This window comes from Planococcus ruber (assembly GCF_022819085.1).
In the GTDB taxonomy this organism is placed as follows: Bacteria; Bacillota; Bacilli; order Bacillales_A; family Planococcaceae; genus Planococcus; species Planococcus ruber.
This window is the reverse complement of the sequence record NZ_JALHAG010000001.1, coordinates 705,037-727,790: the sequence shown is the minus strand read 5'-3', so window position 1 is coordinate 727,790 and position 22,754 is coordinate 705,037. Positions and strand designations below refer to the sequence as shown.

At 47.2% G+C, this 22,754-nt stretch carries 22 protein-coding genes and 1 tRNA gene; 12 read left to right on the top strand and 11 right to left on the bottom strand.

The window, feature by feature from the left end; translation table 11 throughout:
• Positions 1–240 precede the first annotated feature (240 nt).
• From MTR82_RS03670 to MTR82_RS03660, 3 genes are all read left to right on the top strand, one after another.
• Positions 241–2,661: a PAS domain S-box protein gene (locus MTR82_RS03670; RefSeq protein ID WP_246807775.1), complete on the top strand. Its 2,421-nt coding sequence runs from the start codon at positions 241–243 to the stop codon at positions 2,659–2,661.
• Between the two features lie 346 nt (positions 2,662–3,007).
• A complete protein-coding gene (locus MTR82_RS03665) occupies positions 3,008–3,241 on the top strand; it encodes a hypothetical protein (RefSeq protein WP_246807774.1) in 234 nt (77 codons plus the stop codon).
• A gap of 179 nt (positions 3,242–3,420) precedes the next feature.
• Positions 3,421–3,729: a hypothetical protein gene (locus MTR82_RS03660; RefSeq protein WP_246807773.1), complete on the top strand. Its 309-nt coding sequence runs from the start codon at positions 3,421–3,423 to the stop codon at positions 3,727–3,729.
• A gap of 65 nt (positions 3,730–3,794) precedes the next feature.
• On the opposite strand, the gene MTR82_RS03655 is transcribed toward MTR82_RS03660, so the two are convergent.
• The 4 genes from MTR82_RS03655 to MTR82_RS03640 all read right to left on the bottom strand — a co-directional run bounded on the left by MTR82_RS03655 (position 3,795) and on the right by MTR82_RS03640 (position 7,488).
• Complete coding sequence (locus MTR82_RS03655; protein ID WP_246807772.1) at positions 3,795–6,215, bottom strand: heavy metal translocating P-type ATPase; 2,421 nt, start codon at positions 6,213–6,215, stop codon at positions 3,795–3,797.
• 71 nt (positions 6,216–6,286) lie between these two features.
• Positions 6,287–6,490 (bottom strand): copper chaperone CopZ, encoded by a 204-nt coding sequence (gene copZ, locus MTR82_RS03650; protein WP_246807771.1) that lies wholly within the window; start codon positions 6,488–6,490, stop codon positions 6,287–6,289.
• A gap of 74 nt (positions 6,491–6,564) precedes the next feature.
• Complete coding sequence (locus tag MTR82_RS03645; protein ID WP_052649850.1) at positions 6,565–6,852, bottom strand: metal-sensitive transcriptional regulator; 288 nt, start codon at positions 6,850–6,852, stop codon at positions 6,565–6,567.
• An 84-nt stretch (positions 6,853–6,936) separates the two neighbouring features.
• Positions 6,937–7,488 (bottom strand): YdhK family protein, encoded by a 552-nt coding sequence (locus tag MTR82_RS03640; protein ID WP_246807769.1) that lies wholly within the window; start codon positions 7,486–7,488, stop codon positions 6,937–6,939.
• 211 nt (positions 7,489–7,699) lie between these two features.
• Between MTR82_RS03640 and MTR82_RS03635 the strand changes: the two genes are divergently transcribed.
• Positions 7,700–8,392, top strand: a complete 693-nt coding sequence (locus tag MTR82_RS03635) for a CPBP family intramembrane glutamic endopeptidase (protein ID WP_246807768.1) — start codon at positions 7,700–7,702, stop codon at positions 8,390–8,392.
• 44 nt (positions 8,393–8,436) lie between these two features.
• Here MTR82_RS03635 and MTR82_RS03630 read toward each other — a convergent pair whose 3' ends face one another.
• The 3 genes from MTR82_RS03630 to MTR82_RS03620 are packed head-to-tail and all read right to left on the bottom strand — an operon-like array spanning position 8,437 to position 11,462.
• The gene (locus tag MTR82_RS03630) at positions 8,437–9,174 is read right to left on the bottom strand and encodes a MerR family transcriptional regulator (RefSeq protein ID WP_246807766.1); all 738 of its coding nucleotides are present in this window, start codon (positions 9,172–9,174) and stop codon (positions 8,437–8,439) included.
• Positions 9,175–9,213: 39 nt separating this feature from the next.
• The gene (locus tag MTR82_RS03625; protein WP_246807764.1) at positions 9,214–10,440 is read right to left on the bottom strand and encodes an MFS transporter; all 1,227 of its coding nucleotides are present in this window, start codon (positions 10,438–10,440) and stop codon (positions 9,214–9,216) included.
• A gap of 32 nt (positions 10,441–10,472) precedes the next feature.
• Positions 10,473–11,462 (bottom strand): ROK family transcriptional regulator, encoded by a 990-nt coding sequence (locus tag MTR82_RS03620; RefSeq protein WP_425023657.1) that lies wholly within the window; start codon positions 11,460–11,462, stop codon positions 10,473–10,475.
• Between the two features lie 230 nt (positions 11,463–11,692).
• Between MTR82_RS03620 and cyoE the strand changes: the two genes are divergently transcribed.
• A complete protein-coding gene (gene cyoE / locus MTR82_RS03615) occupies positions 11,693–12,592 on the top strand; it encodes a heme o synthase (RefSeq protein WP_246807762.1) in 900 nt (299 codons plus the stop codon).
• Between the two features lie 214 nt (positions 12,593–12,806).
• Here cyoE and MTR82_RS03610 read toward each other — a convergent pair whose 3' ends face one another.
• Positions 12,807–13,160: a hypothetical protein gene (locus tag MTR82_RS03610; protein WP_246807760.1), complete on the bottom strand. Its 354-nt coding sequence runs from the start codon at positions 13,158–13,160 to the stop codon at positions 12,807–12,809.
• A gap of 73 nt (positions 13,161–13,233) precedes the next feature.
• Entirely contained in the window at positions 13,234–13,728 is a 495-nt protein-coding gene (locus MTR82_RS03605; RefSeq protein WP_246807759.1) for a DinB family protein, read from the bottom strand.
• Positions 13,729–13,889: 161 nt separating this feature from the next.
• On the opposite strand from MTR82_RS03605, the gene MTR82_RS03600 reads away from it, so the two are divergent.
• Both MTR82_RS03600 and csaA read left to right on the top strand, forming a co-directional pair.
• Positions 13,890–14,591 carry an AraC family transcriptional regulator gene (locus tag MTR82_RS03600; protein WP_246807758.1) on the top strand — a complete coding sequence of 234 codons (702 nt, stop codon included), beginning with the start codon at positions 13,890–13,892 and terminating at the stop codon, positions 14,589–14,591.
• Positions 14,592–14,716: 125 nt separating this feature from the next.
• Positions 14,717–15,049 carry a chaperone CsaA gene (gene csaA, locus MTR82_RS03595; protein WP_246808555.1) on the top strand — a complete coding sequence of 111 codons (333 nt, stop codon included), beginning with the start codon at positions 14,717–14,719 and terminating at the stop codon, positions 15,047–15,049.
• A gap of 83 nt (positions 15,050–15,132) precedes the next feature.
• Here the strand turns inward: csaA and selA are convergent, their stop codons facing one another.
• On the bottom strand, positions 15,133–16,536 hold the full coding sequence (gene selA / locus MTR82_RS03590) for an L-seryl-tRNA(Sec) selenium transferase (RefSeq protein WP_246807757.1): 1,404 nt from the start codon (positions 16,534–16,536) through the stop codon (positions 15,133–15,135).
• Positions 16,537–16,564: 28 nt separating this feature from the next.
• Positions 16,565–18,463 carry a selenocysteine-specific translation elongation factor gene (gene selB / locus MTR82_RS03585; protein WP_246807756.1) on the bottom strand — a complete coding sequence of 633 codons (1,899 nt, stop codon included), beginning with the start codon at positions 18,461–18,463 and terminating at the stop codon, positions 16,565–16,567.
• Positions 18,464–18,605: 142 nt separating this feature from the next.
• Here selB and MTR82_RS03580 point away from each other — a divergent pair.
• From MTR82_RS03580 to phnE, 5 genes are all read left to right on the top strand, one after another.
• Positions 18,606–18,702: transfer RNA gene (locus MTR82_RS03580), tRNA-Sec, on the top strand.
• A 202-nt stretch (positions 18,703–18,904) separates the two neighbouring features.
• Entirely contained in the window at positions 18,905–19,900 is a 996-nt protein-coding gene (locus MTR82_RS03575) for a glycosyltransferase family 4 protein (protein WP_246807755.1), read from the top strand.
• 22 nt (positions 19,901–19,922) lie between these two features.
• Positions 19,923–20,972: a selenide, water dikinase SelD gene (gene selD / locus MTR82_RS03570; RefSeq protein ID WP_246807754.1), complete on the top strand. Its 1,050-nt coding sequence runs from the start codon at positions 19,923–19,925 to the stop codon at positions 20,970–20,972.
• 103 nt (positions 20,973–21,075) lie between these two features.
• A complete protein-coding gene (gene phnD, locus MTR82_RS03565; protein WP_052649831.1) occupies positions 21,076–21,984 on the top strand; it encodes a phosphate/phosphite/phosphonate ABC transporter substrate-binding protein in 909 nt (302 codons plus the stop codon).
• Positions 21,985–21,995: 11 nt separating this feature from the next.
• Positions 21,996–22,751, top strand: a complete 756-nt coding sequence (gene phnE / locus MTR82_RS03560) for a phosphonate ABC transporter, permease protein PhnE (RefSeq protein ID WP_052649829.1) — start codon at positions 21,996–21,998, stop codon at positions 22,749–22,751.
• The last annotated feature ends 3 nt before the right edge of the window (positions 22,752–22,754 follow it).

Genomic DNA, 22,754 nt, shown 5'->3' with positions numbered 1-22,754 from the left:
ACAATTAAAAATATTTTGGTTCGCTGTTTGGGTACTATCTTCTTTTTCGGCTATCCAGTAGAATAGTCACAATGGGAATTATATCCTTTTTATTTCAAATAATTAGAAAAGAATCGGTGCAGTTTTTGGGCCGGTCATGTAAAATAAAGAAAGTTTAGAGATTACACATTTTTGGCTATAAACATCCATGTTAGAGCGAGCGAACCAGGAAGTTCTTTAATGAAGGGAGGGTTAATGCATATGAAGGATTTATCAATGAAATTGGGGCAGGACATTTTGGCTTCCACCGCACTTTTTGACGTCGTTAAAGACCCGGTATTCTTAATGGAAGAAGACAATGGTTCTTTTCGCTACCTCTATGTCAATCCCTCCGCTTTAGCCATTATGCCAACTCAGGACCTCATTGGAAAACGTCTTGAAGACGTTTTGGATGCAGAGCTATGCCAAATGATCATCAGCCATCACTATGAAGCCATTGCTGCCCGTGAATCTGTGGAGTTTCTCGAAAAAGTGGATACAAAAAAAGGCGTATTTTTCGGTGAAACCGTGCTGAATCCCATCTTTTCTGAAGATGGCCAGTGCCGCCACATCATCTCCATCATTCGGAACGTTACAGAACGCGAGTATAAAAAACAGGACCTTCAAGCGACTCAAAAGCAGATTGAAATCGAACGGAAAAGGCTCGATTCCATCGTTGAAAATAATGCGAATGCCGTCTTCGAATTTGATGAGCAGAAAAAGTTCCTGCGCATCAATAAGAAAGTCACCGAAGTGACTGGACTGACAGAAGAAGAGCTGATCGGCCAATCCGTTGTTTCCATGGTGGTGGAATCCTGCCTGGAAGATACGCTCCGCCACTTTGATGCCGCTCTTCAAGGGCATGCCTTTGACTTCGAAACAGCCATTTACAACAAAGGCGGGGACATCGTTAATTTTTACGTGAATACAATCCCGATTGTAGTCGACGAGGAAGTGATCGGGGTTTACATCATCGCCAAAGATGTGACGGAACAGAAAAAAGTGGTGGGCTTGCTGCAGGAAAGTGAGCAGCGCTACAAATCTTTGTACGCCAATCATCCGCACGGCATTTTTACTTTTGACCGCCACGGTTTGATCGAAAGCATAAATGCCGGCGCTGAAACGATTACCGGCTATTCGATTGATGAGTTGAAAGCCGGCTGCTTTGAAACCGCTCTCCTGCCTAAAGAAATGGATAAAGTCAAACGGTTTTTCTATAAAACCGTCAAGACAAAGAAACCGCAGCGCTATGAACTGAGTTTCTTCCATAAAAACGGCCAGATTATTGACCTGCAGGCTATGAATATTCCAATCATCGTAGACGAAAAGCTGGTGGGAATCCATGGAATTGCAACAGATATCACAGAAGTCAAAAATGCCTATAATGCATTGAATGAAACAAAAGAAAATCTTGAAGTCTTCTGGAATAATTCAGCGGACCCCATTTTCTTTATTGATACGAAAGGCGATATCGTGAGAGTCAATCCGGCATTTGAAAAAATTTTCGGCTTTACCGAGGAAGAAATGCTGAGCGGAAAAGGCACCATCATTCCCCCGAATATGCTCGAAGACCAGCTGGCCATTGTCGAAAGGATTTCTCAAGGGGAAACGGTGAATTCCCACGATACCATCCGCATCACAAAATCGGGTAAGTCATTGAATATCATTTCTTCGTATTCGCCTGTCCGGAATACAGAAAAAGAAATTGTGGGTGCGACAATCATTTATAAAAATGTGACCGAACTGAAAAAAGCAGAGATTGAGCTTCAAAAAAGCCAGGAAAAATACAAACTGATCACGGAAAGCACGTTCGATATCATCACGCTGGTCGACCTTTCAGGGCAGATCGAATATGTATCGCCTGCCTACGAGCGGGTATCCGGCTTTGATAACGATTCGTTTATCGGCAAATCCTTTACAACAAATGTACATCCGGAAGACCAGTCACTGCTGCTCAGCACGGTGAACTCCGTCATTAAAGGCGGCAAACCGGCAACGATCGAAGTCCGGTTCCTCAATCGGGAAGGCCATTACATCTGGATGGAAGTTTCGCCTACCCCTGTCATTGAAGACGGCAAAGTGAAGAAATTCTTCACGATTGCCCGTGACATTACAGAGCGCCGGAAACTTCAGGATAAAATTGCGAAAATGGCGTTTTACGACCATTTGACCGCGATCCCGAATCGGAGAACATTCGACGACCGGTTGGAAAAAGCGCTTCTGGAAGCCAAGCAATCCGGCAAAAAAGCGGCCATTATGTTGCTGGATGGGCGCAAGTTCAAAGAAATCAATGACCGGTATGGACACGATGCCGGAGACGCCGTCATTATCGAAATGGCCATGCGCCTGCAAAATGCGATGGGTCCCGGCCAGACAGCTGCACGGCTCGGTGGAGATGAAATGGGCGTCATCCTTCCGGCGATCGGTTCAGAGAAGACCGCTGAAGAAATGGCCCAACGGATTCTTCAATCCATTGAAGCTCCACTTAGCTATAATGGCGTTGATATTCAAATTGGCGCGGGGATTGGCATCGCCATCTACCCAGACAACGCTGTGACTGAAAAACAGCTGATCAAGCGCGCTGACATGGCTTTGTATGAAGCAAAGAAATCAGATCGCAACGAGTACCGTTTCTATCAGTAAAGGCACTCTCCTCCCTAAATAAAGAAGCCCGTGAAAAATAGGATTTTCACGGGCTTTTCGCCGGCTGTCAATAGCAGGGGAAATTTCTTTTTCTATCAGCTTTTGGTAATGCAATATCACTTGAATTTTCACTGGTCTTGAAAATAAGCAGGCTGGGCAAGGCATTCAACCTTCTTTCTAAGAGCTAGAATTAAAATTAGCGATAAATACAATTGTGTCATTGCTGTATCATTTTCGATTTTCACCGGCCAAAAGAAAAAAAGGTGTTATACTTAGCGCGATAGCAATGACTTTGGATTCTTCAGACTTTTCTTAGTCACTTTCCAATGTGAAAGGAGAATGGCTAATGAAAAAAGAAAGCATCCGCTCTCTTTTGCAAACGATTTGCGAATATAATAATGTGCGCATCACCCAAACGTTTACAAAAGAAAACGTCGACCAGATTCTTGTAAAATGCGTACCGAATACGCAAGTACTGGAACTGACTTACTTGCATACTGGAACCGTTGAGCAATATCAATCGGTGACCGAAGCAGCAGAAGTGATCCATCAAGCGCTTTACTCTCATGTAACTGCTTAATCAATCGTTTAGACGATCTCATAGAACCGAAAAACCCGTGTCGAAAGCCAGCATGGGTTTTTATTTGGATAAAACCAAACGAATTGGCTTCTGAAAAACAATTGGCCTTCATGATTACTATTCAAACGAAAAGGGAAAACGATAAAAGAAGGCAGATACATAGAGAGGATTTGAATACGATGCCTACACGAGATGAAAATCATGAAATGAAACTGAGCCAGGCAATTGATGCCCTTGAACCGGATCAGGCGCAAGATGTACGCACTAAAATCATTGATACAAGCCTGTATTCGGTTTTTCTGTTGTCATCGAGCGATTCGATGAATGAGGCCTGCCAAGTGCTCCTGGTTGAACATGTTCCGGCAAAAGAACCGAAAGCTTTTGTCCTGCCTTTGGAGATCAAAACCTCCGCTACAAAAACCGAAATCCTGAAAAAAGCTGCTGCCGCAGTGGAACTGCATTTTACAGAACCCCACCATGCGGTCTAGCCTGCTTTTAGCATATGCAAAAGCCGAAAGCATTTTAGGTGCTTTCGGCTTTTTTCGCAAAGAATTTAGTTTTTGCCCAATCTCACCCGCTGCAGGCGCAGTGAGTTCAAGACGACGGATACGGAGCTGAAAGCCATGGCGGCGCCCGCTACCCAAGGAGCCAGCAAGCCGATCGCAGCAATCGGAATTCCGACCGTATTGTAGGCAAATGCCCAAAATAGGTTCTGTTTAATATTGCGCATCGTCTTCCGGCTCATCAGAACCGCTTCAGCAATGCTGTTCAAATCGCCGCGGATCAAGGTGATATCGGCTGCTTCCATTGCTACGTCCGTGCCGGTGCCGATGGCCATCCCGATATCGGCTGTCGCAAGTGCCGGCGCATCATTGATGCCATCGCCGACCATTGCCACTTTCTTGCCTTGGAGCTGCAGTTTTTTCACTTCATCTGCTTTCCCTTCCGGCAGCACTTCTGCAATCACCGCATCCACACCGACTTGTTTGCCGATTGCCTGCGCCGTCCGTTCGTTGTCGCCAGTCATCATGATGACGTGGATGCCCATTTCCTGAAGGCGCTTGATGGCCCCTTCGGATGTGTCTTTAATGGTGTCGGCTACCGCAACCACCCCTGCATACTCGCCGTTAATGGCTGCAAGCATGGCAGTCTTTCCGCCGCCTTCTAAACTTTCCATTTGCGGCATTACCGCTGATACGTCTATGCCGTATTGCTCCATCAATTTCCGGGTGCCGACGAGAACGCCTTGGCCCGAAACCGTTGCTTGGATCCCGTAGCCTGGCACCGCTTCAAAATATTGCACATGGCCAAGTTCAATGCCTTTTTCCTGGATTCCTTGAACAATGGCTTGTGCCAGCGGATGCTCGGATTGTTTTTCTGCTGCCCCAATGAGTGAAAGGAATTTTTCTTCTTTCTGCCCATCAGCAAGCAAAACATCCGTCAATTCCGGTTTCCCGTGCGTGACTGTGCCGGTTTTATCGACGACGACCGTATCAATGCTTTGTGTCTGTTCCAAATGTTCGCCGCCTTTGAAAAGGATGCCCATTTCCGCTGACCGGCCAGATCCTGCCATAATTGAAGTCGGCGTTGCAAGGCCGAGTGCACATGGACAAGCGATTACGAGCACCGCAATCAACACTTCAAGCGCCGGCGTAAAATTGCCAGGCTCTACCCAGACAAACCAGACAAGGAAAGTCAGAACCGCAATGCCGACGACGATCGGCACGAAGATGCCGGAAATTTTATCCGCCAACCGCTGGATCGGCGCTTTCGTTCCTTGTGCATCTTCCACCACTTTAATGATCTGCGCGAGCGCTGTCTCGCGTCCGACTTTCGTCGCTTTCATTTTAATGGATCCGTTGCTGTTGATCGTGGAACCGTATAAAGCGTCGCCTGCCGCTTTATCGACCGGCAGGCTTTCCCCTGTCAGCATGGATTCATCCACTGCAGTCGACCCTTCCAGCACTTCTCCGTCCACCGGAATTTTCTCGCCCGGCTTGACGAAAATCGTATCGCCGATGATGACTTCCTCCAACAAAACTTCCCGCTCTTCTCCGTCCCGCAGAACAATCGCCGTTTTTGCCTGAAGCCCCATCAGTTTCTTGATGGCTTCAGACGAGCGGCCTTTCGCTTTTGCTTCGAAGAGTTTCCCAAGGATAATCAATGTAATCAAAACCGCACTGGTCTCAAAATACAATTGCGGACCATGATGCGTTCCGGACATGGCAATTGCCTGATACACTGAATAGAAATAGGCAGCTGACGTCCCGAGCACGACCAATACGTCCATATTGGCACTGCCGTTGCGCAAAGCTTTGTAGGCTCCCACGTAAAACTGTTTCCCGATAATAAACTGCACCGGCGTCGCCAGCAGCATTTGCACCCACGGGTCCATGAGAATTTCCGGAACATAAAGAAACGAGGTAAATGAAAAATGTCCGACCATTGTCCATAACAGCGGCAACGATAAAAGCGCCGAAATGATAAATTTCCGCTTCTGGTCCTGGATGGCTTTCTCGCGGTAGTCAATTTGTTCTTCGTCTTCCTGTTTTTGATGTGCGCCGTATCCTAATTTCTCTACTTTTTTGATGATGTCGCCAATTGCCAGCTCCGACGGATTGAATTCGATCGTCGCTCTTTCAAGCGCTAAGTTGACGTTGGCTGACGCCACGCCATCGAGTCGGCTGATGCCTTTTTCGATGCGGGCCGCACACGCCGCACACGTCATGCCGGTAATGTCAAATTCCGCTTTTTGTTTCACAACGCCATAGCCGAGCGCATCAATTTTCTTTTCGAAATCCGCTTCACTGAGCTTGGATGGATCGTATTGGATGGACGATTTTTCAAGCGCCAAATTGACATTGACTTTTTCAACGCCATCCATTCGGCTAATGCCTTTTTCGATGCGGGTGGCGCAAGCCGCACACGTCATGCCAGTGATTTGAAAATTCGCTTGCTTTAATTCTGCAGCCATTGCTATTCCTCCTCCCTTATACTGCCTGGGGGTATATTTTATTTAAAAACAAAGAGTGCTGAAAAGCACTCTTATACGACGTCATATCCTTGGTCTTCGATTGTTTCCTGGATTTTATCCAATGAAGTTTGGCTGTTGTCGAATGCCACGGCCACTTCGCCTTTTTCAAGATCCGCTTTGACAGATGAGACGCCTTGCAGCTCTCCTACACTTGATTCCACTGCATTGACGCAATGTGCACAAGACATGCCTTCAACTTTTAATGTTTCATTCATTTGAGATTCCTCCTAGTGGTTGATTTCCTTTAACTTATCATACCCCTAAAGGGTATACAATAATTTTGCTTTGATTATTTCGTCATCGTCTTCATAACATCCATCAATTCATTGATCGCTTCTTCGCCTTTGTTTTCTTTGATGGCTTTCGAGACGCAATGGTGCGTATGGTCTTCGAGCAGCGCAAGCGACACTTTGTTCATCGCAGACTGAATGGCGCTTACTTGGTGAAGAATGTCTACGCAGTAGCGGTCGTTTTCTACCATTTGATGGACGCCCCGTACTTGCCCTTCGATCCGCTTCAGCCGGTTCAAGAGCTGCTGCTTGTTTGGCTGGACTGTCGATTTGATTGTTTCTTCCATATCATGGACCTCCCGATTCTTAATACCCTATACCCGTATTATATCCCGAACTCATAAAAATGTCCAAAGAGCGGATTGCGGTTCTTATTCGGCTGACAGTTCCTTTTCGACGACCCATTTGTGGTTTTTGACGGTTTCATCGCCTGAAGCAGGAGTGAAATCCACCATGTAGACCGTAGTTTTTTCGACAGATTCAATTATCGCTTCCGCCCCTTGCATTCCCTCCATGTGGCTGGCTTCGACAATCACTGCATCACCTGGCTGAAATGCTTCTTCTCCGGCGTTTTCGATTTCTTTTTGAACGATCCATTTATGGTTTTCGACTCGATCTCCCCCGTTTTCAGGCGTATAGGAAATGGAATAGGCGATGGTGTCAAAAGCACCTGACACTGTCGCTTCCGTTCCTTGCATTCCCTCCATGTGATCGGCATTCATCAGCACGCTGCTGCCTTCATCATACTTAGGATTTTGCGCTTTTTTCAAGTCTTCAGGCAGCTCTCCCGTACTTGAATGCTCCATGTGCCCGTTCTCGCCGTGCTCCATCGATTCCTGATCGCTGCTTTCGCTGGAACAGGCAGCTAAGATAATAGCAAGAGCTCCTGCAAGACAAAACGTGAGGATTCGGTTCAATTTCATGATGCTCGTCTCCTTTGCTTTTTGATGCTGCCCATTTGGCTGGCGTTGCTGCTAAAGAACATTCGTTTCAAACACAATATACAATACCCCCCTATAGTATGTAAAGCATTTTAATCCATTCCATTGATATTTTTTATAAAACGCTTGCAGGTGACGTTGCGTCACCCAGTATGCTGAAAGCAAGAAACTGATTATGGAGGGAAAATAACAAATGAACATGAATCTAAACGCCGCCCGATGGAGCTGGAAAGAATTGCTGTATGTATTGCTGTTAACTTTAGTCGCTGTACCGGTCTTCATTGAATACGGGCTATTCCATTTCTTGCTTGGCTTTTTTGGAAATGAATTGTATGCCGGCACCGCAACTGGCCTTTCCATGTCACTCATTTTCTTGAGCGGATTGTATTGGATCGTCCTGAAGCCGAATCGCCAATCCTGGAAAGCGCTTGGTGTTCAATCTTTCGCCAGCAAACATTGGAAATTTATCCTTTGGTGGACGGCGGTTTTAATCGTACTAAGTATTTTGCTCGTCATCGTCATGTCTTTTTTCGGCATCGGAACAGCCAACAGCAAAACGGATAGCCTGCAAGCACAGATGACGCTCCTGAATTTCATGATTGCCTTTGTCTCAGCTGCCATCATCTCGCCAATCTATGAAGAAATATTCTACCGCGGATTTCTTTACCGCTTTTTCAGCAGCCGCTTCGGCGTATTGGCTGGACTATTAATCAGCGCAGCCATTTTCACCCTTGTCCACATTCCAACTTACAACACTTTGCCAGTGAACTTTGTTTCCGGCCTCATTTTCGCTTGGGCTTTCCAAAAAACCGGTTCGGTCATTCCCGGAATCCTTATACACGGTACTTTCAACGGGATTGCGATCATCTTGACTTCAATCGCCTAAACGCAAAACCCCTCAAAGCAAGAAGGATTCTCGCCTTGAAGGGTTCAGTGTTCTGCTGCCTTTTCCAAAAATTCAATGATGGCTGGATCAATGGGATACAATCCTAATTGTTCGGACGCTTCCGCTGATTTTCGGATTTCCCAGAAGTCAGCCGCTAACTGAAGATCGTTTCCGAAAGCTTCCGCTGACAGAATGTCCATATCTTCCACAATCAGCTGCGCTTCCAACGATTGGGGAGAAACACCATTGGTTAGACAAAGCTCAATCCGTTTGATGAGGTTGATCCATTTTTTCGTCGACATCTCCGGACTTTCAAGTTTTGGCAGCGATTCTTTCAAAAGGGATTGCTGCTCTTCAGAGAAATAACGATTCCAATCCTTGCCCCTGTCCGATTTCGCCACCAGTTCAATCAGGTCTTCCCAGTGGAGCTTCCCTTCCAAATCCAGCACATTCAGCAGTGTTTGGGTATGGTTCAGTGAAAGCTGCAAACGCTCCATTTCTTCTGCCAGCAACCCTTTATGGGCCGTTAAAACGGCGGATAGTGACTGTTCCGCTAAGATCTTGCGGCTGTCTTCAAGAGAAAGGTCAAGCGATTTGAGCAGCAGAATTTTTTCCAAATCCATAATTTCTGCATCTGAATAATACCGTTTGCCGCCCGCTTCTTTTTTTGCCGGCTCGACAAGCCCGATCTGGTCATAATAGCGGATAGTGCGGATCGATACGGCTAAGCGCTTTGCCAATTCGCCTGTTGATAAATAAACTGTGTCTTCTTCAGTTTCCAAGGTTCTTCCCTCCTATGAACTTCTTCTTAAACAGCAATATCACGTTACGGAAGAGTTCTCTTTCCTTTGCCATTCTTTTCTGTTTCTCATTAAGGCATTCAGCCTTTCTGCGCCTAAAAACATTGCCCCGATCAAGAGTGTCACGAACATCGGGAAAATGCCAAGAGTCGTATAAGCTGCGAGCGCCCCGAGCAATGGCGGGATAAACGTGCTGCCCGTATAAGCGAAAGCCATTTGATACCCCATAATCGACTGGGCATGTTCTTTGCCGAAACGGGCCGGCGTTTCATGCAGCATGCACGGAAAGATCGGCGCGAGTCCTAAACCGACCAGGATAAATCCGGCAAGCGAAATTCCAATCGGCAAAGGCAGTACGAGCAGAACCGCACCGGTTAGGGCGAGTAGTTGGCCCGTGCGGATTAACATCCGGTTATTGATTCGGAACGTCACAAATCCGGTGATGAATCGCCCGATCGTGATTCCGCCAAAGTAAAACGAAACCCAGCGTGCTGCTGTGTCGACTTCAAGCCCTTTCATCTCTACAAGGAAACTGCCGCCCCATAATCCCATCGTAGCTTCAGCACCGCAATAAAATAAAAAGACCGCCAAAGCGAATTTCACACCTTTGATCCGGAGCGGTTTCGTCTCTCTAAGCTGCTTGTTCTCTTCAGGCAAGAGGCTTTCTTTCGGCTGTTCCTGCAGAACCGGCTTGGATTTTTCATTTTTCTTCCACAAAGGAAGGGCAAAAAAGAGGACCACCACCAGAGCGAATTGAATGCAGGCAATGATCAAATACCCGTTTCGCCATGAACGTTCGCTTGCTAATGAAAAAGCGAGGATAACCGGTCCTAGCGTGGCGCCGACTCCCCAGAAACTATGAAGCCAGCTCATGTGGTGCGCTTTGTAGTTTTCCGCTACGTAATGGTTCAATCCGGCATCAATCGATCCGGCTCCTAAGCCAAGCGGAATGGCAAAAAGGAATAGCCAGAAAAGCGACGGCGAAAAAGAAAAGCCGAGCAGTGCGGCGGCTGTCATCAAGCAGCTGGCGAATGCCACTTTTCCAGTGCCGAAGCGTTTTAGCAGCTTGCCGCTCATTAAGCTTGAAAGAATGGTGCCTCCAGCAATGACCATAAACAAAAAGCCGGCAGTTTCAAGCGGTGCGCCCAATGCAGGCTGCATAGCAGGCCACGCCGCTCCAAGAAGCGAATCCGGCAAGCCCAGACTGATAAATGCTAAATAGATGATGATCAGAAATAATACAGCCACAGGCAGTCCCTCCATTTATAAATCGTTTAGTTTTAGTTGAGCATTAAGCGAAGCCCGAGACTTTCCAGTCCGTGCAAATAATCCTGTTTCCAGTCACTGCTTACAAGCACCGGCAAATGTTCGGGAGGGATAAACTGCGAACTGGCTTGGGCCACTTCTTTTAATTCGCCTTGTTCGATGTCCTCTTTGCTGAAAATTACTTGATGGGGATTCAGGATAGCCGAAAGCGAAGCCACTATGCGTCCCAGTGCATCCTTCCGGCTCTTTTGCTGTAAAGCCTGCCAGAAGTTCGCCTGGTCATATTGCGGAATCAGCGAAATTTCTCCTGAAAAAGATGTACTCCCTCTTACTACATCGCCATTCACCATTATTCCGGCGCCCGGTCCATTCTGTCCTAAATAAATGTAAACAAGCGATTCCGCGGCGCTCATCTTTTGGCGGTGATGATAGCCAAGCACCGCAGCATTCATGTCATTTTCTATCGCTGCCGGCATGGAAAAGCGCATTTCAAGATGCGTTTTCAAATCGATATTCTGCAGCTGGCCGTAATCCGGTATGTAAATGACCCGCCCGTTATTTACCGCCCCCGGGACGCCTATCGAAAGTGCGCTGATTTTCGGGTGTTTTTCTAAACAAGCGCCGATCACCCCTTCCAATAATTCCAGGCTGTCTCCTACGAGCACACTCGCTTCGGTTCCCTGCTCTTTCACGTCCCCGGCACAATTGAATACCGCATAATAGGTCGCAGACTTTTCCAAGAAAACGGCAAGTCCCAGACTGTATTCCGGATTGTAAGCATAGCGTTTTGCTCTTCTCCCGCCGCTTGAATCATCCAAGCCCACTTCAACTACTTCCCCTTCTTTTTCCATATGCCCGATGAATTTGCTGATGGTTGGAAAACTGATATCCAATGTTTCGCTCAGCTCCGCCTTCGTAGCGCTGCCAAGTCCCAGCAGAACCGAACGAATGCTGCGGGAAATCGCCTGCTTCATGGATTTAGGCGTCGTTCTCATGTTTTCCATTTGATTCACCTCTATTCCAATTACTTATTAAACTTCTTTAATAAGTTTTTTATTACTTTATCATGGGGTTGAAAAGAAAACAATGGCTTTCTGGTCCGTTCTACATTCATTTCACAGGAAATTTTCTTGGAATAAATGAAAGTTATACGACAAAAAGCGAAAAGGATGGAAATTCAGCATCGGCTGGGTTAAAGTAATCTTCGGAGCTATAAGAGGAGATATTGTAAATAATGAAAAAGCAATCACAGAAAAATTTATGGGCGCAAGTCGTGAAAACCGGAATCATCAAATCGAATCTGATTCCCATGGTGGCAGGACTGATGCTCGCTTTATACACATACGAGTACCGCTTTATCGATCATATCGGCGACATTGTTCTGGCTTTTATCGGAACGGCCCTTATCATCGGTGCCTCTGGTTCATTCAATAATATATACGACCGGGATATCGACGCTGTGATGGCCCGCACAAAAGGGCGTCCGACCGTAACCGGATCCATTTCCATTAAGAAAGTCGCCGTCGTCGCCAGCCTGTTGCTTATAATCGGTTTGACGCTATTGTCTTTCACTTCTCCATTAGCCGCATTTCTTGGCTTTTTAGGGGTGTTTTTCTATGTCGTCCCTTATACGATGTGGACTAAGCGCCATACGATCTGGAATACAGAAGTAGGAAGCATTTCCGGAGCCATGCCCCCTTTAATCGGCTGGGCAGCTGTCGCACCGGACATTTGGCACCCGGCTTGCTGGGCCTTATTTTTGATCATGGTCATCTGGCAAATGCCGCATTTCTATGCGATCGCCATCCGTAAGCATGATGACTACGCGGCGGCAAAAATTCCTATGCTGCCAGTGGCAAAAGGGGCAAAACGCACTTTCCTTCAGAGCAATATCTATTTGGTGCTGTTGGTGCTGTCGAGCTTCCTGTTCCTGCCGCTAAGCCTGGGACTGACCTTGGTTTCCTTGCTGCTTGGCTTGATCTGGCTGGGCCTCAGCCTGTTCGGCTCACGAAAAATGAAAGTGAAGGATTGGGCAAACAAGATGTTCCTGTTCTCCCTCATCCATATGATGGTCATTTTCTCTACCGTCATCATCTACGCTTCCATCGGGCTGGTTCTGGCTTCTCTTTCTTAATTAAACAAATTCAATCATTGTAAAAGCAGGGATTCCAGGGAAAGCTGGATCTCTGCTTTTTTTTGCAGCAAGCAATTCTCCTATTCGTTGTGAAAGGGGTCCGGCATTGGAGGCTCGGCCATTTTTCAGCCGTCGGATGCTGTTTTGTTTTTGGCAAAACTGCTCTCGTTGCCAAGCAATAGTTTCCGATTTCCAGCATTCATCCGAGCACTGGCTAAAATAGCCCTGTTCCGCTAAGCTTCAGCCACGTCTCGACAATGTAGCGATGGGCGGGTTCGCTGTCTTTGAATTTCTTTTCATCGTAGATATGGCCCCGTTCCCTGAAGAACGTCACCCATTCCCCATCTTCTTCATAGAAATGAAACCCTTCGTTTCGATCCTCTTTGCCCGTCCGTTCATTGTGCGGAAGGCCATGGACCGCTGTATACGCCAATACCTCCTCTTTACTGACGGTAAAAACTTCCGAATAGCTGTGATCGTACATATTTTTCACACCAAGCGTCTCACAGGCAAAGTGGAATGCATTTCCATAAAGCAAGATTTTGATTTGTGTTTCTTTATCAACCAAGCAAATTCAACTCCCTCTCATTTATTTCTCCATCTTCCGTAACTTCCGCACTTCCCCCTGAAAAATGCTTCATTCAGAGATAGCCCTCCAATTCCTTTTGCTGGCGCAAATGATGGCGGGAATGCATTTCCACTAAGGCGTACCATTCCTTCGCATTCAGCCAGCCAAATCCGCCATGCTCCACTTTGAGGTTCGGATGAATGGAGTTCACTTTCGGTTCCCAACTTGCCAATCTTTCTGCCAACGCGTCCAGTCTGCTGTCCAGTTCGCCCTTCGTATCAGTATTATTGGGCGGTGCATTCATTTCATCCGGCAGCCTGATTTTTACCGGGGGAAATCCACCTGCTCTAAAAAGCTGTTCTCCTGCTGCTGTTTTTCCGAGAGGCTGTTCTTCCTTTAAACCGGCACACACTTCTACATTATCCAAATATTCATGCGCCACTAAAATGATATGATCGTACATCTGGCCGAGAGACCATACCCCTTCTTTCGGAATGTATTTCAGCTGTTCCGGTGAATACTTGGAAAGATCTTTTTGAAAGTCCTGGATTAATTTTATTCCGCTCATATTTTTCCTCCCCTTCACGTTTCCATTCATTAATTTTTAGCAACTCTTTAGAGAAAATATTACCGGCAAGGAAACTGCATGTTATTCTCATAATAACGAAATTTTCTATTTTATTCTCAAAATATAGCACGTTAAATTCATCTGAAAATGAGGAATGAAAAATGCCAATGCTCAATCACGTCATCTGCGAAAAAAGGACATATCAAAAAGATTTGGTTTCCCACCAGCACGAGTATGGACAATTTCTTTTCCCTTTGCACGGGTCTGTGGAAATTAAAGTGAAGGAGCAGGAAATAAAGGTGGATTCCACCAAGATTCTTTACCTTCCGCCTAAACTGGATCACCATTACCGATCTAAGGAAAGAAATGAATTTTTGATTTTGGATGTCCCGCTCCAGTATTTGCCTGAACTCGGCAGCAAAGTGGACATCGCCTTCGATTCCCAATGGTCTGCCATCCGGCATCTATTGCTGGAGGAACTCCATTCTTCCTTCTCCAGCTCCTCTTTAATGGAGTTGACCCGGTACATCATCAGTAAACTGCCAAAGCCCATCCCGCCTTCCATCGATTACATCCATCAACACTTTAAGGAACCGATCGGACTGGAAACGTTGGCAGCTATTGAGCATTATCATCCTGTCTATTACTCGGCCTGGTTTAAAAAACAAACCGGGAAAAGCTTCACCCGCTATATTTCTGATCTGCGTTTAACAGAAGCCAAAAATCTTCTCGCGGTTTCCGCTTGGCCGATTACGAAAATTAGCGAAGAATTGGGATTTGAGAATTCCTCCTCTTTTATCAGATGGTTCGGAAACCATGAAGGAATTTCTCCTCTTCATTACAGAATCCTTCAAAAAAGATAAGAAAAGCTTAAATTCGGCAAAGAAAACTTCAAGTAAGTTTTCTAGAATGGGTTTACGCATTCTTTTTGATGTTTTTACAACGGCGAAAAGGGATGTGCACGAAAATAGGCGAAAGGTTGTTTTATATAATGCACATTGAAGACTTTCTTAGAGTAGATATGCGGGTAGGCACGGTCATTGCAGCCCATCCTTTTCCAGAAGCGCGAAAACCTGCTGTCAAATTGGAAATCGATTTTGGCGAAGAACTCGGCATCAAGCATTCTTCCGCACAAATCACCCGTCGCTATACAGCAGAAGGCCTTCTCGGACGGCAGGTTGTCGGCGTCGTGAATTTGCCGCCAAGGCGAATAGCGGGTTTTAAATCTGAAGTTTTGGTAATCGGCGGCGTTCCTGAAGAAGGGGATGTGGTTCTTTTGAGGCCGGACGAATTGGTGCCAGACGGTTCGCGCATTTTCTAACAAAACCTCTTGCTGCAACGCTCCATTTTTGCATGAAAAAAGCGCAAGCCAAGGATGGCTTTGCGCTTTTTTGATTTGCCTTCTTACTGAAGTTTTTGAAATCCACTAACGATTTCCAGCATCTCGCTGGAATCGATTGTCCGGAAATCCAAACAGACCTTTTCGTCTTCAATCCGGGCAATGATGGGCGGATGGCAGTTCCGCAGTTTCTTGGAAAGCTGCTGGGCGGAGTAGTGTTCATGCGATATTGCCGCAATGCAAGTCGGCAATTCCACGCCCGGCATCGTGCCTCCGCCTATTTGCGAAGCACTTTCTTTGATGTCGATTTGGAAGGCATCTGCCTGGAGCGCCATTTCAGCCGCAAAATCTTCGGTTTGCTTCTGGATTTCCTCGTAAGGTTTCATGATGTCCCGTACGGTCGGAAGCTCCAAGGTCTTTCCTTCTCCGGAAAGATAGGCTTTTAATGTTTCTTCCAAAGCGGCAAAAGTCATTTTATCCACTCTTAATACGCGCGCCAACTGGTGTTTTTTGAGTCGATCGATCAATTCCTTTTTCCCGGCAATGATGCCTGCCTGCGGGCCTCCAAGCAGTTTGTCTCCGCTGAAGGACACGAGGTCTACCCCCGCTTCGATCACTTCTTTGACAAGCGGCTCGTCGCCGATGCCATGCTTTTTAAAGTCGTACAAAGCGCCGCTTCCCAGATCTTCATAGAACACTAACCCTTCGTTGTTGTTTTTCAGTTCAACGAGGTTCTGTGTGTCTACGCTTTCCGTGAAGCCGATCATTTTGAAATTGCTTGTATGGACTTTCATGATCATGGCGGTTTCTTCTGATAAGACGGTTTCGTAATCGGCAAGATGGGTTTTATTCGTCGTGCCGACTTCGACCAGATGCGCGCCGCTTTCTTCCATAATGGCAGATACGCGGAAAGAACCGCCGATTTCGACCAATTGCCCCCGGGACACAATCACTTCACGGTTTTTCGCCAGCGCAGACAACACCAAGAACACTGCCGCAGCGTTACTGTTCACGACCATTGCTGCTTCTGCTCCGGTCACTTCCTTTATCAATCCTTCAATCAGTTCGTGGCGGGACCCGCGCTTGCCGTCTGCAACCCGGTATTCCAAATTCGAATAATGCCTGGCCGTTCTTGCCACATGCTCCACTGCCCGTTCACTCAATTTCGAACGCCCCAGGTTGGTATGGAGGACTGTGCCGGTGCCGTTGATGACGCGCATGAGCCGGTCTTCATTCCACTTGGCCGCCTTTTTCTGGGCGTTCGCAAAAATCATTTCCGGAAAATCCGGATTTTCCGGCTCATACGGCAATTTTCCGTACAGAAGCCGTTCACGAAGTGCATGGATTTCCTGTTGGATGAATTTTGTCGCCTGTCCTGCAGTCAATTGCTGTTCGTCCAGCAGTGCTGTGAATCGTGCGTCTTTCTGCAATTCATGGACGGGCGGAATTTCGCGAAGATAATCTCTCATCCTATTTCCCCATTTCCCATTACTTTTTTTAGATCTCAGTCCATTTTCTCTCTTCATCTGTTCGGACTGTTAGCTTCAATCGGTCCAGCAATTCCAAGAATGGAATCAAATATTTTCTTGAAACCCCAAGGACATCTTTCGCTTCTTTTAACGTAAAGGCTTGGCCTGTTGCTGCTTTCAGTTCAGCTGCCGATTGATCCAAAGCTGTATGGTGGATCAAAACATCTTCAGTCAGCCGATGAGCTTGCCCTGTCTCTAAAAGGTAGAATGTCAGATCCAGCAACTCTTGTTTTGGTATCGGGGTGCCCGTAATGTAGCTGTCCCATTTGCCTGCCTGAAGCCCGTCTTTTTGAAGGGCTGCAACGATTTGTTCCATCCGCGCCTTCCATTGTTTTGGCAGGTGCGGCTCAAAAGAACCGAGCGCGATAAATTGATCCGCTTTTTTCAGCCCGCCATCTTTCGCTGCTTGATCTAATGTGTATTCGATGAACGGCTTTGGATAAACAGTGCTGAATCCCTGAATCAGCTCGGCTTTCCCTTGGCCTGGCCTCATCGGAAATGCTTCATGGAATGCAGTCAGCCGCTCTTTTAATTCATCGGTTAGTTTGCTGAAAGAGTTAAGCAAGCTATAGCGTTGACCGGCAATTTCAAGGAGGATCCCTTTGCTTAATGCTTCTCCTATCGCCTCTTTTAAAGCCGCCTCATCCAACGAAGTGTGCTGGATCAGCTCTTTGAAATCAAGAACGATGTATTTTTGAAGTATATCCGCCAACAGGTCTACCGGTGTGCCTTCTTTTATCTTCTCCAGCTTGGCGACGGTTTCTGCTCCAAAGCGGTATTTCCCGCCTTTTGGCTGGATCACCCAGCCGCCGCCAAGCGTCTCCACAGGTGTCGGCCTGCGGAGAATCAACCGGTCGCCCCGGCGCACGACAATTTCTTCATCGAGCCGGATTTGGCACAGCACTTCCTTTTTGCTCGCTGCTAACTCGTTGCGGTCAAAAAACACGATCCTGCCCATTACTTCAGATGTGCCGGTGTGGATTTTGACTGGAGCCCGCTGCTTCAAAGGAATGAAAGTACGATCGACAAGTTTCAGGGCAATATCTATCGTATCCGTCACAAGGAAATGATCGGACGTTACAAGGACATCTCCCCGGGAGATTTCTTCTCTTTCAATCCCCCCCAGATTGATGGCAGTCCGCTGGCCAGCCCGAGCCACTTCCTGTTCTTCGTTATGAACTTGAATTTGCCGCGCTTTCACGCTCAGGCCTTTCGGCAAGACCGTCAATTGGCTTCCTTTTTGGACGGCCCCTTCGTAAATTGTCCCCCTCACTACCGTTCCTTGGCCCTGAACCGAAAAAACCTGATCAACGGGCAAGCGAAAAGATCCATAGGCGTCGCGAAGCGCCACTTGTTTGAGCTGCTGGGAAATGGCGGTTTTCAATTCTTCAATGCCTTTCCCGGACAAGCTGTCCACCAAGACATACGGCGCTTCTTCAAAGATGGTGCCCGTCAATCGGTCCCGGATATCCTCTTCGACAAGTTCGAGCATCTCTCCATCGACCCGGTCGATTTTCGAAATCGCTACGATGCAGCGCTTGATGCCGAGGAATTGAAGAATTTCAAGATGCTCTTCCGTTTGCGGCATTACGCCTTCATCCGCTGCCACAACGAGAACAACCAAGTCGATGCCTGCGACACCTGCAATCATTTGACGGATGAATTTTTCATGCCCTGGCACATCGACTATCGAAATATGGGTGCCGTCTTCTGTTTTTAATGGTGCATACCCAGGCTCAATGGAAATGCCCCGCTCTTTTTCTTCTTTCAGCCGGTCCGTGTCGATGTTCGTCAAAGCTTTCGTCAAAGCCGTCTTCCCGTGGTCGATATGTCCGGCCATTCCAATCGTATAATACGTTTCCGCCATTGCCTTCACACACTTTCTTTGAGTGATTCGTATCTTTACTTTAATCTTTGGCGGGTGTGTATTCAAGAAAAGGAATTTTTCCAGAAAACAGCTTTGTTGCACTCCTCTTTTTTTCGGTATAAACTGAAACAGGTTCATCTATGGGGTTGGATGGGTGACTGGTGTCTTCCTGGGTCTTCAAAACCCTGAGGGGCCTGCGTGCCAGGCTCGGTGGGTTCGATTCCCACACAATCCCGCCATACATAATTGAGGAAAATCGCCGTTTGGCGGTTTTTTATTTTTGTACTGAATTTGCCTGAGCCTCTTCAAACTTTTCCTTTTCAGTGCAGTAAAGCATTAAAAGTGACAAATTAGCATGAATTCATGATAATTGATAAAGGAATTTCTATTCTATATTTCCTCAACCATACTCAAAATCGAGTAGATGAAGGACTGAAAAGCATGAAAATTATTTTGGCTGCACCTAATTTTCCTCAGCCCCGCGGAAATACGGTAACCGTACAGCGAATTTCCGATAACCTGCAAAAGCTGGGGGTTGAAACCACGATCCTCTCGACAACCGGCGATGCTGCTGCAAAGCCGTTGCCGGAAGCTGATCTAGTGCACGGCTTCCATGCCTACCAGTTTTATCAGTTTATGAAGAAACTGGCTGTCCCGCCTGAAAAGTATGTGGTCACATTGACCGGAACTGACCTAAACCTCGACTTATTCGACAAGGACAAACGGAAGGATGTCCTCTCTTCTTTAAGAGGCGCATCAGCTGTCCATGTTTTTGATGAGCAGGCGAAGGGCATACTAGTAGAAGAATTGCCGGAAATCGCCGGGAAGATTTCGGTCATCGCACAAGGCAACAGCGTTTTTTCTGAAATGGATGCTCCTGCATTGAAAGAACCGAATACGTTCCTTTTCATTCTGCCGGCAGGCATCCGCAAAGTGAAAAATGTGCCGGAAGCGATTGAAATGCTGGCCGGACTCCACAAAGTGAAACCGGAGCTTCGGCTGTGGATTGTGGGCCCGATCCTGGAAGAAAGCGAAGGCGAAATGGTGTTGCGGCTGGTGCAAAAATACAGGGGCTGGGTTTCTTATCTTGGCCAGCTCCCCCACTCTTCCATGGGGTCTCTTTACGGCCAGGCAGATGTCCTGCTCAACACTTCCCTTGCCGAAGGCCAACCTGCCGCAATTCTGGAAGCGATGGGATATGGATGTGCTGTATTGGTTTCCGATGTCCAAGGCAATAATGGCATTGTGTCTCATATGGAAACGGGTTTGCTTTACAAGAGCCCATCGGAATTTATAGACTATGCGGAGCTCTTGATGGAAAATAGCGGACTGAGGCGGAAAGTCGGGATGAATGCCAAAAAGCGGATTGCGGAAAAGCATTCTGGCCAGAACGAGGCAGAAAAGTTCCTCGAAATCTACAACAATCTTTTAAACTGACTTATCAAAGGAGAGAAAACAAATGGCTGAAAAAGAAAACGTGCGTTTAACGACTTTATCAACTAAAGGCGGCTGAGGCTGCAAAATTGGTCCTGAGGACCTGGCGCAGGTTCTGCGCCATTTACCGAGAAATGTGCAAGACCCGAATCTGCTTGTCGGCTTGGATACAGCTGATGATGCAGGTGTCTACAAAATCAATGACGAAGTCGCACTTGTGCAGACTTTGGACTTTTTCACACCGATTGTCGACGATCCTTACATGTTCGGGCAAATCGGTGCCGCAAACTCCTTGAGCGACGTTTATGCCATGGGAGGCAAACCGCTGACGGTCATGAATATCGTGGCTTTCCCGATCAATACATTGGATAAAAGCATCTTGGCGGATATTTTAGCCGGGGCTTCCGATAAAGTGAAAGAATCCGGCGCGACCTTGGTCGGCGGGCATTCCATTGACGATAAGGAACCGAAGTTCGGCCTTTCCGTCACCGGGACCATCCATCCGGACCGCATCCGTTCGAATGCGGGCGCCAAACCGGGCGACCGGCTGATTTTGACGAAACCGATCGGCGTCGGCATCTTAACGACCGCCATTAAACAGGACATTCTGGAAAAAGAAGACCTGGACGAAGTCATGAACGTTATGGCCATGCTGAACAAAGACGCCGCAGAAGCGATGGAAAACTACGACGTCAACGCTTGTACGGACATCACCGGCTTCGGCCTCCTTGGGCATACGATGGAAATCGCAAAAGGCGGAAACGTCGGCGTCACCATCTCCAATAAGGATGTTCCCGTGCTTTCCAAAGCAAGAGAGCTTGCTGAGAAGCATGTGATTCCGGGCGGCACTTACAAGAACCATAGCTGGTTGGCAGAAGACATCGACTACAGCAGTGAAATCAGCAAACTCGATCAGTTGATCCTGTGCGACGCTGTAACATCCGGCGGACTTCTGATTTCTGTCCCTGCCGACCAAGCGGATGCGCTGCAGCGCGACTTGCTGGCACGCAATGTCCAATCTTCGATTGTCGGGGAAGTGACAAGCGAGAATGCCGGACGGATCCACGTCATTTGATCTTTGAAATTGAATCGGCAACCGAACAGTTAAACCGCAAGGGCTCTCGATGAGCCCTTGTTTTCCAATTTAATGGAACCATACTAAAAACGAGGTGTGCAAGTTGAAAAAGTGGAATTTATTGGCATTCGCATTGGTCTTGGCATTGATTTTGTCAGCCTGCGGCAATGCTTCAGAAGAAGAAAACTCAGATTCAGGCAGCAAAGAAGAAGCGAAAGACGCCTTCACGATCGGCGTTATTCCGGTTCAAACAGAAGGTGAAATGGATACGGCGATGAAAAAGCTTCAAAAGCTCCTCAGCGAAGAGCTTGACCGCGAAGTTTCCGTTGAAGTCTACCCAGACTATAACGGCGTAGTAGAAGCCATGAATTACGATCAGATCGATATGGCTTATTTAGGGCCTTTAACTTACGTCATTGCGGAAGCGAACAGCAACGCCAAAGCGATCATTACCCAGTTGATCGACGGCGTCCCTTATTACCATTCTTATATCGTGACCCATAAAGACAGCCCGTTGACTTCCATGGAAGATTTGGTGGCAAGTGCCGGGGAAACGAATTTTGCATTCGGTGACCCGAACTCTACATCAGGCGCTTTGATCCCGATGATTGAATTGCAGGAGCAAGGCATCTACAAATCAGAAGATGACAATAAATTTGCATCGGTCCGCTTTACAGGTTCACACGATGCGACGGCTTTAGCGGTCCAGAACAAACAAGTGGATGCAGCAGCGATTGACAGCGCCATTTACGATCAGCTGGTGGAATCCGGCAAAGTGGACGGCGAACAGTTTAAAACCATCTGGCAGTCGGAAGAATTGTTCCAATACCCTTGGGCAGTCCTTGAAAGCACAGACGATGAAACGATCAAAACTTTACAGGAAACGTTCTTAGCGATCGAAGATCCTGAAATTTTAGGGGCTTTCGGAGCGAGCGGATTTACTGAAGCATCAAACGAAGATTATGAAAGCATTAAACAAGCAGCAATCCAGCAAGGAATCATTAAAGAATAGAGTTGATCCGGGTGTGGTTTAAAAAAAGCAATTTCCTTACATTAGCTATACTGATCTTACTGGTTTTCTTCAGCATGCGGCTGACGGAATTCGATCTGTCGAAATTCAAGGATTTCCGCAATATGATCGATTTCCTGTCGCAATGGTTCCCGATGGACTTCTCGCTGCTGCCGAATATGGTGCAGGATACGCTTGAAACTTTGGCGATGGCGTTTCTCGGGAGCGTCTTCGGCTTGATCATTGCCTTGCCGATCAGCTTCTTGGCTGCGCGCAATACATCGCCTTCGCCGATTCTTTTCCAATTTTCGCGGATTGCGCTGAGCTTTGTGCGCTCGATTCCGGAAATTGTATTCGGATTGATCTTGCTGACCACTTTAGGCCTTGGACCCTTCCCTGCCGTAATCGCGATTATGTTCCACAACATCGGCGTGTTCGGCAAACTGATTTCGGAATTGATCGAAGCGGCAGATCCCGGTCCGCAAGAAGCGATGAAAGCCGTCGGATCGAAAACTTGGGTAGCCAACCTTTTCAGCATTTTGCCGCAGATTTGGCCGAATGTGCTGTCTCAATTTTTCTATCGCTTCGAAGTGGCCATCCGCACTTCCCTGATTCTCGGGTTTATCGGCGGCGGCGGAATCGGGCAGCGGCTGTTCAATGATTTCAAGACCTTCCAATACTCTTCCGTCTCACTCGATGTATTGATCATCATGATCATGGTCATCATCATTGACTTTTTGGCCAGCTACATTCGGAAGCGGATCATATGAAGG